The organism is Oceanobacillus damuensis (assembly GCF_001618145.1).
GTDB classification, from domain to species: domain Bacteria; phylum Bacillota; class Bacilli; order Bacillales; family Amphibacillaceae; genus Oceanobacillus; species Oceanobacillus damuensis.
In genome coordinates this window covers 79,281-95,347 of record NZ_LQNF01000004.1, presented here as the reverse complement: position 1 = coordinate 95,347, position 16,067 = coordinate 79,281, and the positions used below count along the sequence as shown (strand labels likewise).

At 40.4% G+C, this 16,067-nt stretch carries 18 protein-coding genes, 1 riboswitch and 2 other annotated features; of the genes, 7 read left to right on the top strand and 11 right to left on the bottom strand.

Going from position 1 to position 16,067, the window contains the following annotated elements:
* Nucleotides 1-254: 254 nt before the first annotated feature.
* Nucleotides 255-1,016 carry an exodeoxyribonuclease III gene (locus tag A4245_RS05495; RefSeq protein ID WP_067726487.1) on the bottom strand — a complete coding sequence of 254 codons (762 nt, stop codon included), beginning with the start codon at nucleotides 1,014-1,016 and terminating at the stop codon, nucleotides 255-257.
* A gap of 316 nt (nucleotides 1,017-1,332) precedes the next feature.
* On the opposite strand from A4245_RS05495, the gene A4245_RS05490 reads away from it, so the two are divergent.
* From A4245_RS05490 to A4245_RS05475, 4 genes are read left to right on the top strand one after another with little or no spacing between them, the layout of a single operon-like run.
* Nucleotides 1,333-1,734 carry a GntR family transcriptional regulator gene (locus tag A4245_RS05490; protein WP_067726486.1) on the top strand — a complete coding sequence of 134 codons (402 nt, stop codon included), beginning with the start codon at nucleotides 1,333-1,335 and terminating at the stop codon, nucleotides 1,732-1,734.
* Complete coding sequence (locus A4245_RS05485) at nucleotides 1,721-2,410, top strand: ABC transporter ATP-binding protein (protein WP_067726484.1); 690 nt, start codon at nucleotides 1,721-1,723, stop codon at nucleotides 2,408-2,410. The genes A4245_RS05490 and A4245_RS05485 overlap by 14 nt, the downstream gene beginning before the upstream one ends.
* The gene (locus tag A4245_RS05480; protein WP_067726482.1) at nucleotides 2,407-3,243 is read left to right on the top strand and encodes a hypothetical protein; all 837 of its coding nucleotides are present in this window, start codon (nucleotides 2,407-2,409) and stop codon (nucleotides 3,241-3,243) included. Before A4245_RS05485 ends, A4245_RS05480 begins: the two co-directional genes overlap by 4 nt.
* A 10-nt stretch (nucleotides 3,244-3,253) precedes the next feature.
* On the top strand, nucleotides 3,254-4,465 hold the full coding sequence (locus A4245_RS05475) for a Kelch repeat-containing protein (protein ID WP_067726480.1): 1,212 nt from the start codon (nucleotides 3,254-3,256) through the stop codon (nucleotides 4,463-4,465).
* Between the two features lie 258 nt (nucleotides 4,466-4,723).
* Here the strand turns inward: A4245_RS05475 and A4245_RS05470 are convergent, their stop codons facing one another.
* Nucleotides 4,724-5,059, bottom strand: coding sequence for a thioredoxin family protein (locus A4245_RS05470; RefSeq protein WP_067726479.1), 336 nt, complete (start codon nucleotides 5,057-5,059; stop codon nucleotides 4,724-4,726).
* A gap of 128 nt (nucleotides 5,060-5,187) precedes the next feature.
* On the opposite strand from A4245_RS05470, the gene A4245_RS05465 reads away from it, so the two are divergent.
* Nucleotides 5,188-5,403 (top strand): hypothetical protein, encoded by a 216-nt coding sequence (locus tag A4245_RS05465; protein ID WP_067726477.1) that lies wholly within the window; start codon nucleotides 5,188-5,190, stop codon nucleotides 5,401-5,403.
* 376 nt (nucleotides 5,404-5,779) lie between these two features.
* Here the strand turns inward: A4245_RS05465 and lipA are convergent, their stop codons facing one another.
* The 9 genes from lipA to trpE form a co-directional block, all read right to left on the bottom strand.
* Nucleotides 5,780-6,724 (bottom strand): lipoyl synthase, encoded by a 945-nt coding sequence (lipA, locus tag A4245_RS05460; RefSeq protein ID WP_067726475.1) that lies wholly within the window; start codon nucleotides 6,722-6,724, stop codon nucleotides 5,780-5,782.
* On the bottom strand, nucleotides 6,708-7,559 hold the full coding sequence (locus A4245_RS05455) for a lipoate--protein ligase family protein (protein WP_407668356.1): 852 nt from the start codon (nucleotides 7,557-7,559) through the stop codon (nucleotides 6,708-6,710). Before A4245_RS05455 ends, lipA begins: the two co-directional genes overlap by 17 nt.
* 94 nt (nucleotides 7,560-7,653) lie before the next feature.
* Nucleotides 7,654-7,760, bottom strand: a riboswitch (TPP riboswitch).
* Between the two features lie 114 nt (nucleotides 7,761-7,874).
* A complete protein-coding gene (trpA, locus tag A4245_RS05450) occupies nucleotides 7,875-8,666 on the bottom strand; it encodes a tryptophan synthase subunit alpha (RefSeq protein ID WP_067726471.1) in 792 nt (263 codons plus the stop codon).
* On the bottom strand, nucleotides 8,666-9,865 hold the full coding sequence (trpB, locus tag A4245_RS05445; protein WP_067726469.1) for a tryptophan synthase subunit beta: 1,200 nt from the start codon (nucleotides 9,863-9,865) through the stop codon (nucleotides 8,666-8,668). Before trpB ends, trpA begins: the two co-directional genes overlap by 1 nt.
* Nucleotides 9,862-10,482, bottom strand: a complete 621-nt coding sequence (locus A4245_RS05440) for a phosphoribosylanthranilate isomerase (RefSeq protein WP_067726467.1) — start codon at nucleotides 10,480-10,482, stop codon at nucleotides 9,862-9,864. The genes trpB and A4245_RS05440 overlap by 4 nt, the downstream gene beginning before the upstream one ends.
* Nucleotides 10,483-11,268 (bottom strand): indole-3-glycerol phosphate synthase TrpC, encoded by a 786-nt coding sequence (gene trpC / locus A4245_RS05435; RefSeq protein ID WP_067726465.1) that lies wholly within the window; start codon nucleotides 11,266-11,268, stop codon nucleotides 10,483-10,485.
* Nucleotides 11,269-12,294, bottom strand: a complete 1,026-nt coding sequence (gene trpD, locus A4245_RS05430; RefSeq protein WP_067726463.1) for an anthranilate phosphoribosyltransferase — start codon at nucleotides 12,292-12,294, stop codon at nucleotides 11,269-11,271.
* Nucleotides 12,278-12,880: an anthranilate synthase component II gene (locus tag A4245_RS05425; protein ID WP_067726461.1), complete on the bottom strand. Its 603-nt coding sequence runs from the start codon at nucleotides 12,878-12,880 to the stop codon at nucleotides 12,278-12,280. Before A4245_RS05425 ends, trpD begins: the two co-directional genes overlap by 17 nt.
* The gene (gene trpE, locus A4245_RS05420; protein WP_407668362.1) at nucleotides 12,864-14,324 is read right to left on the bottom strand and encodes an anthranilate synthase component I; all 1,461 of its coding nucleotides are present in this window, start codon (nucleotides 14,322-14,324) and stop codon (nucleotides 12,864-12,866) included. The genes A4245_RS05425 and trpE overlap by 17 nt, the downstream gene beginning before the upstream one ends.
* Nucleotides 14,325-14,336: 12 nt before the next feature.
* Nucleotides 14,337-14,607 (bottom strand) — a binding site (T-box leader).
* Nucleotides 14,608-14,646: 39 nt separating this feature from the next.
* Nucleotides 14,647-14,895 (bottom strand) — a binding site (T-box leader).
* 525 nt (nucleotides 14,896-15,420) lie between these two features.
* Here trpE and A4245_RS20750 point away from each other — a divergent pair.
* Together A4245_RS20750 and A4245_RS05415 are read left to right on the top strand one after the other, a co-directional pair.
* Nucleotides 15,421-15,552 carry a hypothetical protein gene (locus A4245_RS20750; protein ID WP_267886898.1) on the top strand — a complete coding sequence of 44 codons (132 nt, stop codon included), beginning with the start codon at nucleotides 15,421-15,423 and terminating at the stop codon, nucleotides 15,550-15,552.
* Nucleotides 15,553-15,866: 314 nt separating this feature from the next.
* On the top strand, nucleotides 15,867-16,064 hold the full coding sequence (locus A4245_RS05415) for an SHOCT domain-containing protein (RefSeq protein WP_067726457.1): 198 nt from the start codon (nucleotides 15,867-15,869) through the stop codon (nucleotides 16,062-16,064).
* The last annotated feature ends 3 nt before the right edge of the window (nucleotides 16,065-16,067 follow it).

Sequence of the window (16,067 nt, the reverse complement as noted above, 5' to 3'; positions counted from 1 at the left end):
GACTTCCTTCGCCTCCGTACGATAAAGAAGACTTGCCGACTGGCTTTGCCAGAGGGCTTAGTCGCACTTATACCCTTGTGGTGAAAGTCAACATCGACTCTCTCCGTTCGTCGTGTTTCCTTTATCTCCTACGTAGGAATGTTCGACAAGTCGAACCACCCCATAGTGCGGGGCGCAGTCCGTAGGTCCCTTAACGGGCGCTTGCGCTTTTGTTCATGATTGTCTAGAGAATTATAAAAAGATAGGGGTGCTGACTACTCCATCTCTTCCATTTCAAGCACGATCGGACAATGATCACTTCCCATAACGAGTGAGTGTACCTGGGAATCCTTTAAGAAAGGTACCAGTCTCTCTGATACGATGAAATAGTCAATCCTCCACCCGATATTTCGCTCACGTATTGTTTTCATATAGGACCACCAGGAATAAATCCCTTCTTTATCAGGATAAAAATGCCTGAGGCTGTCCACAAATCCTGAGTCCAGCAAACGAGTCATTTTACCTCTTTCTTCAGTCGTAAACCCGGAGTTACCATGATTTGTTTTGTGATTTTTCAAATCTATCTCTTGATGGGCAACATTCAGATCCCCGCAGTAGATGACTGGTTTTACAGCATCCAATTCTCTTAGATAAGTATATAATTCATCCTCCCATTCCAGGCGGTATTCCAATCTCGTTAAGTCTCTTTTGGAGTTTGGTGTATATACATTAACAAGGAAATATTCGTCAAACTCCAGTGTAATGATCCTTCCTTCTTCCTGGAAATCCTCCTGTCCTAATCCGTATTTCACACTGAGCGGTTTCTTCTTCGTAAACACTGCTGTACCTGAATAACCTTTCTTTTGGGCATAGTTCCAGCATTGGTGATATCCATCGAGGTCCATATCAATTTGCCCTTTTTGTAATTTCGATTCCTGAATACAGAAAATATCTGCATCGATTTCGTGAAAATAATCAAGAAATCCCTTTTTTACACAAGCTCGGATTCCGTTTACATTCCAGGATACAAGTTTCATAGATGATTTTATTTCCTTTCTATATATAGTTCTGTTTGTCCATTTTAACATATGGAAAGGTAAGGGTCCTCCATAAATAAACCGGTAACTGGTGATTATTGGTGAATTTGTCGGATTACTGTATTATTTTCATTTCCCGGGAAATATATTGTCGAATTATATATTTCTTGAAATTCTATTGACTTTAAGGTGTATTAACTGCATAATACATATCAGATGGAGCGTATTACGCGTTTAATACACTCTTATATGTTTGGTGTATTAAGTATATAATACACAAATGGTTATGTCTTAGGAAAATATAGGAGCGTGTGCCATGAAAGTTAATTTAAATAAAAGAGAGCCTGTGTATGTGCAGGTTGTCCGCCATTTTAAGGAACAGATCGCTGCAGGCAATTATGAGCCTGGTCAGGAAATTCCATCCAGAAGGGAATTGGCGAATCAGTTAAAAATCAATCCAAATACCGCACAGCGGGCATACAAGGAAATGGAGGAACAGGGTTTGATATTTACCGAGGGAAATAACCCAAGCAGGATTACGAAAGATGGAAAAGTAATTGGAACCGTCCGTGAGGAACTTATTATCCAGGCAGTGGATGCTTTTATTACATCAATAAGGCCTATCAACATTCCTGTCGATGACTTGGTAGGATTGATTAAAGAGAAGTATACAGAGATTGAAAGAAATACAAGGGGGGATAGCAATGATCGAAGTTAAAGAACTAACGAAGAAGTTTGGACGCAAAACAGTATTGAATGGTGTTTCGTTTACTGCTGAGAAGGGACAGATTACCTGTCTGATTGGAATCAATGGAGTTGGTAAAACGACGATAATGAATGCGATTATGGCACTGACACCGATAAATGGTGGAGAAATATTGATAAATGGAGAAAAAATCCATAAGCACAGCTATGAAAAGATTACCTTCATTCCAGATGCAATAACGATGCTTCCCCAAATGAAAATATCAGAGACAATGCAATTCATGGCTGATTTCTATGATTGCTGGAATCAAAAACGGGCAGATGAGATACTTCAATTTTTTAAGTTGAGAGAAGACAATCGTCTTTCCGAATTGTCCAAAGGAAATACAGCAAAAGTAAATCTCATGCTTGGACTTGCAATGGATGTTGATTTCCTGTTGATGGATGAGCCTTTTTCCGGAATCGATATTTTCAGTCGCGAACAAATCGCCGATGTCTTCTCAAGCCATCTCGTTGAAGACCGAGGAGTTCTTATTACAACACATGAAATTAATGATATCGAGCATCTAATCGATAAGGCCGTACTGCTGAATAACGGTATCGTTTCTAAAGAGTTCAATACAGAAGAGATCCGTGAAAATGAAGGGAAATCTGTAGTTGATATGATGAGAGAGGTGTATCAGGGATGAACAGGTATTTTAAACTCGTTAACTTTGAGTTCAACCGTTTCTTAAAAATTTACCTTGTACTAATCGGGATAACGATTATTTCGCAAATTATCGGTGTCATCGTGAAATCTAATCAGTACCTTAATATGGCCAACGACCAAATCCAAGGTGGTTCAATGTCAAGCAGTGAATTTATAAATCAGTATGGACCGATATCTCTTTATGAAATCATACAAACGTTATGGTTTTTAGGACCGATTGCTCTTTGTATTGTATCACTGATTATTTATGTTTTTTTTATCTGGTACAGGGATTGGCTCGGTAAGAACACGTTTGTATACCGGTTGTTCATGTTGCCAACGGCCCGTATTAATATTTACTTTGCAAAAGCAACAACTGTATTCCTGATGGTGCTTGGATTGATCGCATTACAATTATTATTGCTTCCTGTTGAGGCTTGGATTTTACAATGGATAGTGCCATTCGATTTTAGAATAGATATGTCCATCCGTGAAATTACCGGAATCTTCCACTATTTTGCTATCCTGTTTCCGAATACAATCGTCCAATTTATCATCCATTATGGAATTGGTTTTATGGCAGTATTTGTTGTGTTTACAGCTATTTTATTTGAGCGGAGCTATCGATGGAAGGGAATCTTGTTTGGGATAATATATGGTGTGCTGGCATTGCTGCTGTTTTTCGCGCCTGTATTGCTGCAAGCTACGATTCTATATGAATTTTTTTATCCGATTGAGCTATTAGTGCTCCAAATGATTACAGGTCTCACTGTAATTGCAGGGTCGATATGGATGAGCAATTATCTGTTGAATAAAAAAATAAGGATATGGTAGGGGGATTAAAATGAAACGCTATTGGAAGTTAATTTCTATTGTACTGATTATCGTTCTTGTAATTGGAACGTTTTACATACAATCCAGTATGGCAGCAAGTAATTATCCGGAATTTGTTATTGAAACAGTAAGCGGCAATCAAGAAGAAGTAGAGCAACTTTCCCTGCTGGCTAATTATCGGAATGGGATGATATATGATAATGTAACGATTACTGAAAATGGAGCGGAATATGTAAGTGAGGGTTCCTTTTTAGAGCAATTGGAGGGTTCTTATGCGAACGCTGAGATAAAGCGATTGCAAGAGGATTACCGTCATTTTATGAGGGGTAAAACCGGGTCACCCCGTTTGTTTTTTGAGGATCAGAGTAAAGTGGCATACGCTGATTTAAGTATGGAAACGTTAAACAATAGGTACAAGCCAAGTGATTTTTCATTTGATATTAGCGTTTTAGACAAGGATTCCGACAAGAATACATCTTTTGAATTACCTTTACCAGAAAGGGAAAGTTATAATTTTGTTTCCATGGAAGGTGTCTACATTGTTGGTGGTGAGATGAAGCTTATTACACATAATTCCAAGGGGCGGGCAGGAAGCGTCGAAATCCATGTGTACAGTATAAATATAGATACAGAGGAGATCGTTGGAGATGAAGTCATTTTAAAATCTGAGGAAATAAACGATAATAGTTTCCTGGAGATAAGGAAGGAAAATGCCAATGGGAATTTAGATAGTAATCGTAATGTGTTATTTGAATACGAAACTTTTGAGGAAGTAAAGATAAATGAGTGGGAATCATATCTTGAGCCCACAGAGAAGGATTTTATAGTATATAATTTGGAAACGAATGAGCGGGAAGTGCTGAATTTGCCTGAGGAGATCCGGGATAGTGCCAATGCTGTCTTTGTAAGTGATGAAAAGATTTACTTTGCACAAGAGGCAGACGGAAAACCAGAAATACTCATCTATGATTTTGATACAGAAAGAATTGAAGCAAAACAATCGTTTTCAATTCAAAGTCCAGTATCTGAATTGGTTTTCAACATAAAGAACGACAAATTATATATTACAAGTTCTTATATGAATATGAGAACGAAAGCAACTATTTTGATACTGGATTTGAAAACAGGAGAAACATTGTATGAAGGCTTCATAAAAATGGAAAACCCTCGTACAGAACAAATGGACTATGAGCTATATATTCGTGGCACAGAGATAGAGTAAGGGGCATACGTTACGAGTTATTTAGTAAACTTAGGATTCTCTCTTATTATAGAGATGGCTTTTAAGAAGAACTTTCCGGATGGACTTCAATTCTCTTTCTTTCCGGTAACGATCGTTCTGATATCTGTTGAAAAGCCGTTTGTTTGTTACGATTGTATCTGGAATTAGCCCTGCAAAAAGAGCAATCCAGATTTATGTTATTAAAAGCTATTAGACGTGAGGTATAGAAGTGAAATAATGTATGTGGTTGGATGCCTATTATCCAACCACATTTTCATATATCTTCTTTATTTTCTCTTCAAACAGATCCATATGCACCATCCGTGCTTCACGTACATATTCTTTCCCTTCCACAAAAAGCAATAAAACAGGGACGGTGAAAATGGAGAAGCGCCCAGCTACTTCTTCTACGGCTTCAGCATCGATATGTCCCAGTTTGATTTTGGGGTATTTTTCCATTAATGCTTGAACTTGTGGCAACAATCCATGGCACACACTGCAATTCGGTCTGGAAATATAGAGAAAGGATAGTTTATTTGCTTTGATAAAATCATCCACTGATTGAATGGATGATAGTTCTTTAAATTCCCTCATTTTTTACCTCCGAGGCGATATGTCTACCTTTCCAGTATAACAAGAAAGGGCACCTTAATCATAAATGATGTTTATAACTTGATCAGAAAGGATAAAGGAACTAAAACAAGACAATTGAGGTGAACGTAATGAGTAATCAGGATAAACAATCACCAAACAAAGAAAACACAAAATGGAATGAGGAAGATAGGACAAATCTTGATAAGTTTGAAAATCAAAAGTTTGCAGATGATATTCCTATGGAAGACTTAAAGATTGAAATGAAAGATGAAAAGAAGAAAACAAAAACGAAAGACGATTCACAAAGTGAACGGAAGTTTAAAAATAAAGAGGATGATCAATAACTTCAGGGTCCTTAAGTGCAGATTGCTTAAGGATTTTTTGCTGACTTTAAAAAAATGGTCGTTTACAGTAGTTAAAGTGACGAGACAAGACATCTTGCTGATACATATACATAAAGTATAAATCTAGACAAGATTAGTCATAGATTTAGTCCAACAACCCATGATAAGGGGAAGCCGACTAGCATTGACTTCTCCTCTTTTTTTCGATAATAAATAAAAGAAATGCTTGCCCGGTAATATTGGTCGTGTGTAATGCAGGTTAAATAATCCATTATTTCCAGAAAACGAGCTGAATCACCCGGTTTTGAATAAACCCATAATGGAAGAAAAGGACCCAAGCAGGTTGCTTGGATCCGTGAAAATTGGAAAGCTTAAGTTAAAATTTAAAATTAACTTCTTTATCCTCTTGTGACTCGACACCCTTCATATAGTCAATTCTTTTTTGGGCAGAAGATTGGCTGACCTGCTCATCTGCATGATAGGACGAGCGTACAAGTGGACCTGATTCACAATGGGAAAAACCTTTTTCCAAAGCAATTCTTTTTAACTCTTCGAATTCATCCGGATGATAGTAACGTTCCACATTTAAATGCTTTTTCGTTGGTTGCAGATATTGACCGATCGTTATAATATCGACATCATGTGCCAATAGATCGTCCATCGTTTCCAGGATTTCCTCTTTTGTTTCGCCGAGCCCCAACATGATACTTGACTTTGTAGGAATTTTCGGTGCAATTTCTTTTACACGCTTAAGAAGCTGCAGCGACCTGTCATATTTTGCGATTGCCCGGACACGTTTTGTCAATCGACGAACCGTCTCAATATTATGATTGAAGATATCTGGCTCACTGTCCATCAGTGTATGTAAACTTTCATAATCACCTTTCATATCCGATGGAAGGATTTCTATGGTGCAGCCTGGGCGTTGGGCACGAATGGCCCGTACTGTATTGGCAAAAACTGCTGCTCCGCCGTCAGCTAAATCATCACGGGCAACTGCAGTCACTACAACATGTTTTAGTCCCATAATTTCAACTGAGTCAGCAACACGCTTTGGTTCTCCCCAGTCGAGTTCGTTCGGAAGACCAGTTTTGACCGCACAGAACCTGCATCCGCGTGTACAAGTATCACCTAGTATCATAAATGTAGCGGTTTTTCGTTCACTCCAGCACTCATAGATATTTGGACATTTTGCTTCTTCACAAACTGTATTCAGTCGCTTGTCACGCATGAGATGCTTTAGTTTTTTGTACGAATCATTTGTAGTAATTTTTGTTTTTAACCATTCCGGTTTACGAATGTGTTCAGCCTGTTTTGTCAACGATAGCACGCTCCTTGTTTTGGTTTATATTCCATGCATCCGATTCATATTTTGCTTTCGCTAATGCCTTCACTTCATCCCAATCATCTTTTGATAATTCCAAAGGATGGAGCTCGATATCCAGTCCTCTCTTGAAGCCGTCTTCAAAAGCCTTCGTCAGCGTTTCGTAATTGTGCTTTTTAGTAGTAAGCTGGTCCATTGTAATCGCTTTCTTTGAAAAGGAAGTTCGTTTTCTTTCCCTCATTTTTTCGGAAGGGAACTGGAATAAATCAAATAACATCGTGGTGTCCATGCTGATTGGAAGGGACCCATGCTGCAGCAATACACCTTTTTTTCTGGTTTGGGCATTGCCGGACAGCTTTTTCCCGTCCACCACCATTTCGTAAAAAGCAGGTTTTTCAAAGCATATAGGTGTTCGTTCTTTATCAGCCCGCTTTTCGACAATCGCATACTCTGCGGGAATGCCTAAATTTTTGTACCCTTCCAGCACACCTTTTGATAGAACATAGTACGCTTCCTGCACCGTTAAAGGAATGTCAGGATCATTTTCCGAAATAACCAAACTGTATGTCAGTTCGTTATCATGCAGTACAGCACTGCCACCAGTCAAGCGGCGGACAAACTGACAGTTATGGTTCTGCAGCGCCTCGAAGTCTATTTTCTTCTCCACCTTTTGAAAGTATCCGATAGATAAACTCGGTTCCTTCCATCCATAGAATCTTAGAGTGGGCGGGATTTTCCCTTCACTCTGCCAATTGATCAGACATTCATCAAATGCCATATTGATTGCGGCATCATTGAAACCAGTATCAATAAAAGCCCATTGTCTTCTCAACCTATTCACCTCCATTTGAATTGCATTTATTCACTAAAAAAGACTGCAGAATTTAGAAGACTGCAGTCTTTTGGTGAAGTGAAAATCAAAAATATACACATTGACTGCACATTCCCTACGATAGTATTATCCATTTCAGGTCCAAAGGGTCAACACTAAAATGTAGTGTTTCTCAGCTTAACAGCTCCCCTAGTGCTTATTTTTTAAATTGTTTACTATTTAATCTTACTTCCAATTGTTTGAAATGTAAAGATAAGTGTGATAATTAACGAAAAATATTATTTATTTAACAGCATATCAATGTGCTCAGTACGCTTAACTGCTGACTTCGGCTAATATACTGCCTTCAATTAAACGGTGGATTTCCTGTAAACGCCCTTCATGTAAAAGCTGGACAATTTTACTTCCTACAATTACCCCATCGCAATGATTACTGAGTGCATGCGCCTGTTCCGTAGTTGATACACCGAATCCTGCTAAGACAGGAACTTCAGCATGCTCTTTAAGTTCTTTCAGATAGGATTGCACTTTATCATCATGAGAAGTACGGGCACCAGTTGTACCATTAACAGCTACTGCATACAGGAAGCCTTCCGATCTTTTTGCCAGTTCTGTTAAACGTTGTTTTGGACTTGTCATTGCGGCAAGCCTTACAAATGCTATTTCATGATTACTTAATGGCTGGGAAATGATGTGCTCTTCCTCCATTGGCAAGTCAGGTATAATAACACCGTCGACACCTGCATTTGTACAGTCCTTTGCAAATCTATCAACCCCATAAACGAAGACAGGATTTAAATATGTCATTACAATAATTGGGATGGTGCGGTTTGCTTTGAATGCTTGTAATGTCTCTAATACCTTTGCTAAAGTAGTGCCATTGTCCAAGGCACGAATACCGGCTTCCTGAATGATTGGACCATCTGCAACCGGATCTGAGAAGGGGATACCCACCTCTATTGCCGATGCGCCGCATTCCTGTAAGAAATTAATTCTTTCCTCCAGAATATCGAGTCCGCCATCACCTGCCATAATGTAAGGGACAAATATATTTTCACCGGACTTTATTTTTTCCTGCAACGTTTCTTCCAGCATCGCTTTGCCCATTATAGTTTCCCTCCAATCCGTTCTTTCACTTGTTCTACATCTTTATCTCCGCGCCCTGAAAGACAGATGACAATTGTTTCCTCGGGTGACATCTCCTTTGCCAGCTTCATGGCGTATGCCACTGCATGGGAGCTTTCCAATGCAGGGATAATTCCTTCTTTTCTTGATAAAAATTGAAAAGCTTCAAGGGCCTCATCGTCCGTAATCGATGTATAGGTAACACGATTCGCTTCGTGGAGATGGCTATGCTCCGGACCGACACCAGGGTAGTCCAGTCCTGCCGAGATAGAGAAGGCCTCTTCAATTTGCCCGTCGTGATCCTGCAGCAGATAGGTTAATGTACCATGTAATACACCAACATTTCCTCCGGTTAATGTGGCGGCATGCTGGTTTGTTTCAATGCCTGCTCCACCAGCTTCCACTCCAAATAATTTGACGTCCGTATCTTCTATAAATGGATAAAACATTCCCATTGCATTACTTCCGCCACCAACACAGGCAATAACAGCTTCTGGAAGTTTTCCGCTCTGGTCAACAATTTGTCTTCTTGTTTCAGAGCCAATGACGGACTGCAGATCGCGAACGATTTTTGGGAAAGGATGTGGCCCTACAACAGAACCGATAATATAATGTGTGTCCTCGACATGATTGACCCAGTAACGTAATGCTTCATTGACTGCATCTTTCAGTGTGCCACTGCCTTGGGAGACACTTTTAACTTCAGCTCCCAATAGTTCCATCCGGAAGACATTCAGTTTTTGACGGCGAATATCCTCTTCACCCATAAAGACGATACATTCAAGACCGAGCAGTGCACAGACGGTTGCTGTAGCAACACCATGCTGACCTGCACCTGTTTCTGCAACAACTTTTTTCTTGCCCATCCGAACCGTTAGCAGTGCTTGGCCGATAGTGTTATTGATTTTATGTGCCCCTGTATGATTCAGGTCCTCCCGTTTCAAGTAAACTTGAGCCCCGCCAAGACTTTTCGTCATTTGTTCTGCGAAGTACAATGGTGTTTCACGTCCGATATATTGCTTTAAATAATAGTTTAAATCATTAATGAAGCCGGGATCCTTTATTGCTGCTTCGTATGCTTCTTCAAGCTCGAGTACTGCGGGCATGAGTAGTTCGGGAACAAATCTTCCTCCAAAATCTCCATATTTTCCGCTCTTGTCTGGCATCGTATAAGCTGTCATGAAACATCATCCTTCCTTGTGTGCTTCGCATTTGCGATAAACCGATTAATTTTGTTTATGTCTTTTTTTCCGTCCGTTTCAACTCCACTTGAAACATCGACACCCGCGGGAGCCACTTTACTAATCCCATCTTTGACATTTTCAGGCGTCAGTCCACCGGCAAGTATAATTTTACTTCTGTCCAAATGGAGCGTATCCAATAAACTCCAATCAAATGCAATTCCATTGCCACCGCGGCTCTTTTTGCTTGGGGTATCCAACAAACAGTAATTGCATGGATATTTTTTCAGGTTTTGAAGAGCTTTCTCCGTAGCAGGAAATGCTTTGATAATTTCATATGGCAATTGCTCAGCTACTTCGGAAGGTTCATCTCCGTGTAATTGAATCACATCAAGTCCCACAATCTCTGCTGTGTGTTTCATATTTTCAAGGCTTTCATTGACGAAGACGCCGACCTTCTTAACGGAAGCGGGAATGGATGCGGCAATTGCAGCTGCATCTTCTGGTGCAATTTTGCGCTTGCTTTCTGCAAAGAGGAATCCTATAAAATCTGCACCAGCTTCGACTGCAGTATCAGCGGCTTCCTGAGTTGTTATTCCACAAATCTTCACTAGCATTTATTTTGCCCCCTTCACAGGTAACTTTATTTGAAATTGTTGAAAGGTTTGTTCCACATTTTCCGCACGCATCAGCGTTTCGCCAACAAGGACAGCAGCTGCGCCTGCATTTGCAGCCTGTTGCACATCTTGATTTGTCTTCATTCCACTTTCGCTGATCAGAATGGTTTCGGGATTTTTGACCATAGCGGCAAGCTTCTCGGTTGTCTGCAGATCAACTTCAAATGTCTTTAAGTTACGATTATTGATTCCGATGATTTCTGGGTTCACTTCCAGAGCTCGCGTCATTTCCTCTTCATTATGAACTTCGATGATAACTTCCAAATCCAGCTCTGTTGCATAGTGATAGAGTTTTTTAAATTGTTCATCGGAAAGTGCAGCAACGATAAGCAGAATAATATTGGCACCCGCAGCCTTGGCGTGATCTATCTGAATCGAGTCGATAATAAAGTCCTTACATAAAATTGGAAGATTAACTGCCCTTCTGACAGCTTGCAAATCTTTCAGGGAACCATTAAAGAAGGATTTGTCAGTCAATACAGATATGGCTGCGGCCCCTGATTCCTCATATTGCTTTGCCTGCTTAACAGGATCGACATCCATATCGATCGCTCCTTTGGAAGGGGAGGAGCGTTTGATTTCAGCAATAATGCTCATATTGGAAGAAGAAGCAACAGTGCTTTTCAGTGTTGGAACGGATTTCTCATTTCCTTTTAATAATGGAACATTGATTAATTGAACAATTTCATATGCCTTTTCAGTTAAAATTTTATCTAGGATTGTCATTTAATACACCTCGCTTGGAATTTTGCTGCTATAGTCAACCAGACGTTCTAATCTCTCTAATGCTGCACCGGAGAGGATGCTTTCTCGTGCCAGCTCAATCCCTTCCTTGATGGAAGCGGCCTTGCCGTTTGTGAAGATACCAAGTCCAGCATTCAACAATACAGTATCGAAATAGGCGCCTTGTTTTCCCTTTAGAACAGAAAGAAGGATTTCGGCATTTTCTTTCGGATCGCCCCCACGGATTTGCTCCAATGTATATACTGGCAGCCCGACCTCTTCCGGGGTTAAGGTGATAGGATGGAGCTTCCCGTTTTCCAGGATGATCAGGTGATTCTCTCCTGCGAGTGAAGCTTCATCCATGGAACCCGCACCGGTAACAACTACAGCACGGCGTCTTCCCAGTTTATTCAATGCTTCTGCAATCATTGGAAGCATTTCTTTACGGTATACACCAACTAATTGTGTATCCAGTTCAATCGGGTTTGTCAGCGGGCCGATGGCGTTAAAAATGGTAGGTAATCCGAGATTTTTCCTTACGATTGTAAAAGGCTTCAATGCTTCATGTACGTGCGGTGCGAATAGAAAGGCGATTTTATTCTCGAGTAGTATTTCTTCTACATGTTCTTTCTTAAAAGAAAGGGAAACACCTAAATGCTCAAGCACATCTGCACTGCCGGTTTTACTGGAGATGCTCCGGTTACCATGCTTGGCAACGGTTAGGCCAGCTCCGGCCATGACAAATGCAGAAGTAGTGCTGATATTAAAGCTGTAAGATTGATCTCCACCTGTACCGCAGTTATCGATTGCATCCGGTATAGGACTCGTATGGAAAGAGGATTTTCCGCGGATGACATCCACAAGCCCTGCAATCTCATCTGCTGTTTCTCCCTTTGCCTGCAGCGCAGTAAGCAGCGCAGCGATTTCAGATTCGGTAACTTCATCTGTAAAGCAGTAGTTGGCTGCTTCCCTCATTTCCTCCACCGTTAAATTTCCGCCATGGATTACCTTTTTAAGATACTGTTTCATTGCTTGAAATCCCCTTTCTGATATCGGATAAGAAATTCTGTATGATTTGTTTGCCGGATACTGTACCAATTGATTCAGGATGGAACTGGAGCCCATACAATGGATATTTTCGGTGCTTGACAGCCATGATCTCATCGTCGTCGATGGAATATGCAACAACTTCCAAATCATCAGGCAATGTGTCATGTTCAATAACGAAAGAATGGTAACGCATGACTTCTGCAGGATTCTGCAAGTATTGGAAAGTTCCAGAGTCATTATGTTCAACAAGAGAAGTTTTTCCATGCTTGATTTGCTTCGCTGGTCTGACTTTGCCTCCAAGAGCCTCTCCAATCACCTGATGTCCAAGACAAATTCCCAATATCGGGAGGGATTGATAAAAGTGCTGAACCGTTTCGATACAAATTCCAGCTTTATCGGGTAGTCCTGGTCCAGGAGAGATAATGATTGCCTCCGGATTCAATTGTTCAATCTCCTGTAGAGTGATTTTGTCATTTCTTACCACCATTACTTCTACATCGTGCTCGGTAAAGTATTGGTAAAGGTTATAAGTGAACGAGTCATAGTTATCAATTAATAGCATCAAGTTCCTGCACCTCCATAAGCGATTTGGCTTTATTCAATGTTTCCTTATATTCATTTTCAGGGACAGAATCAAAAACGATTCCAGCACCAGCCTGCAAGTGGGCAATATTATTTTTTATGACCAGGGATCTTATTGTAAGGGCGATGTTCAGATCATGGTTGAAATTGATATAGCCAATACCGCCGCCATATGCACCGCGCTTTTTTTCTTCCAGATCATTAATAATTTGCATTGCCCTGATTTTAGGTGCACCTGATACGGTTCCTGCAGGAAGACATGATATCAATGCATCGATGCCTGATAAATTTTGCTTCATTTTCCCTTTGACTTCCGAAACGATATGCATAACATGCTGGTATTTTTCCACTTTCATGTAGGTTGGAATGGTTATGCTGCTGCTCTCACATACGCGCCCCAAGTCATTTCTGCTAAGGTCAACGAGCATTCGATGTTCCGCAATTTCCTTCTCGTCCGATAGCAGTTCTTTCATAAGTGCTTCATCTTCCACGTTGTTCTTGCCTCGGGGCCTTGTTCCGGCGATTGGATTCGTAACAATTTCTCTCCCTGTAGTTTGAACTAAACTCTCCGGGGAGGCACCAAGAATAAGGTGATCCTCGAAATCAATATAAAACATATAAGGGGAGGGATTTGCTTTTCGCAGCTTTTGATAAAAAGAAAAAGGGAAACTAGGGTGCCCATTCGTCTTTGCAGTCATTCGCTGGGACAGCACGACCTGGAAAATATCACCTTGCTTTATATGCTCCTTGGCTATTTTTACTTTTTCTTTAAAGCCTTCCACTGTTGTTTCCGGTTCAAATTGGATGCTTTCGAAATCAGTATCGTCAGGATGATCACCGACCAGTAACACTTCTTTCAATCCCTCTGTTCTAGCGTTCAGTACTTCTTCAGGTTGATCATCTACATTGATGGCTATTAAATATATGCTGTTATTGGTATGGTCGAAAACAATCACATCTTTATAGATCATGAAATGAATATCCGGCATATCAAGATCGTCTGGTAACGGGCTTCCAATATTCTCAAATTGACGAATGGAATCGTAGCCGATATAGCCCACCGCTCCTCCGAAAAAGGGGAGAGGCAGATCGGTTTCGATTATTGGTAAATGGTGCTGAAGTAGATGGAGAGCATTTATTTCTTTTATTTCTTCACTTTGCGTTTGGTGATTTATGATGGTTGTTTGGCTATCATGACCGATAATCTCCTCATAGGGATTCATGCCGAGAAAGGAATATTTTCCTTTCTGTTCATGCTGAAACGTGCTTTCCAGCAAGAACTTTTTTCTCCCGTTTAAATTTTTGAGTACTTGGATAGGGGTTAACGCTTGAGCATCCACTTTTTTAAAACTGTATGGTTTATTTGTTGTTGCCATGTAGTTCACACCTTTCATTTTAAAAACAAAAAAGTCCTCTTTAAACACAATTTAATTGTGTTTAAAGAGGACGTATGTGACCGCGGTGCCACCTCACTTGAAAAGCATACGCTTTTCATCTTTCAGATACGGGATTGTATCATGTGCAAAGATTAATCCTTATATCTATTCCTTATAACGGTGGAAACCCGTGCTTCCCTACTTAAGCATCTTCAGGCTTGTTAAGGAAACCTCTCATAAGGCCATTCAACAATTATCCGTGTACTGGTTCCCACCAACACCAGCTCTCTGTAACACTTTCCAATTGCTTACTATTCTTACTCAACGATTTATTATTAATTCTTTTACGGGAATACAAAAAGGCCCCACATCCGAAAAGGACGAGGGACCGTGGTACCACCTTTATTAGCTGAAAACAGCTCACTTTAGCAATATCAAGCTGAACGCTCAATATTCGTCTCGTATAACGATGAGACCTGTTCGCCAAAGCCTACTGCATTAATTACATGGTTCGGTTTGGTAGCTCAGAAGTCCATTCATTTATTGGGGTCACACTGGTTTGCAGCACCACCAGCTCTCTTTAGTGTCCTGATAAACTACTAATCTTCATCATAGCCTGGATCGATTAAGTTATTGAATACAATATTAGAATATGCAGGAATGAATGTCAAGGTGTTTTTAAAAAATAATTCCGACAACTTATTCTATCAGCTAAACTCCAAAGCTCTTTTCGTTTATTTTGTCGCTTTTATTATCGTAGTTGAGGTAAAGTGCCAAGTAACATCTATGTTGAGTCTCTAACCTGGTAATGGAAGCATGTTACTCCGGCAACCGCAGCCCGTATACACTCCGCTTTCCGCGGGCGGCTGGTGAGCCCCTTCATGCTAGCGCATTTCAGTGTCTCACCTATGCCTTTCCTCCCGCTGGAGTCTACGTGTATACGGGCTGCTGATATGGAGTTTTCACAAAAAAATTCTGCACAAGAAAGATCAATACAATTGATTTACTTCCAGTGCATCAGGAATATTTCCAATAAACGTCATAACTTCTTCCGTAAGCATTAGCTAATTCAAGGATAGTAATTTGCATCAATCCTCTAACCAGCTCTGGGAAATACACGGAGACTTCGGCGGGAGCAGAGGCATCGGTGAGACAACGCAGCGCTTTAGCGCAAGTTGGCTCACCAGCCGCCCGCGAAAAGCGCAGTGTATTTCCCAGAGCGGTTGCCGAAGTACTTGCTTCCATTATCAGCTACAGATTTATCGTAAATAGAAGTTAAGACGCAGTTTACACAAAATGCGAGGTTTATAATGCATTAAATATTGGAAAACAGCTTTATCTTTAACAAATTAGCAAGGGGGGTGTTAGAAGACGTTTTAAGCTTAGCCCTGTTAAATGTTTGAACTTATTTTGTTGACGTATGAGTTGAGTAATTATTTGATTTTTACCATCCGGCTGTATGGAGGTTGAGGAGTCTGCTGCTTTAACAGCTGATCGCCCTATTTGGAAGAAACAGCATTAAAAGTAGAAACAGATTTCCAATGGAGATTAAAGTAGTCAGAAGCGGGAATATTAATCTATGAGGTGATGTAAATGCCAGTAGAGTTAATTGTCAGATTGGTTCTGTCACTTGTTATTCTAATCGTTCTGATTGTTATTTTAAGTAAATTCAGGTCTAGAAAGAGACCGGCAGATGGTAGAGACTCTCTAACCATAATGAAAGAAAGAATGGAAAAAGGGGAAATTACGGAAGAAGAGTATATCGAAGCCAAGAAAAGGCGGGGAAAATAATAT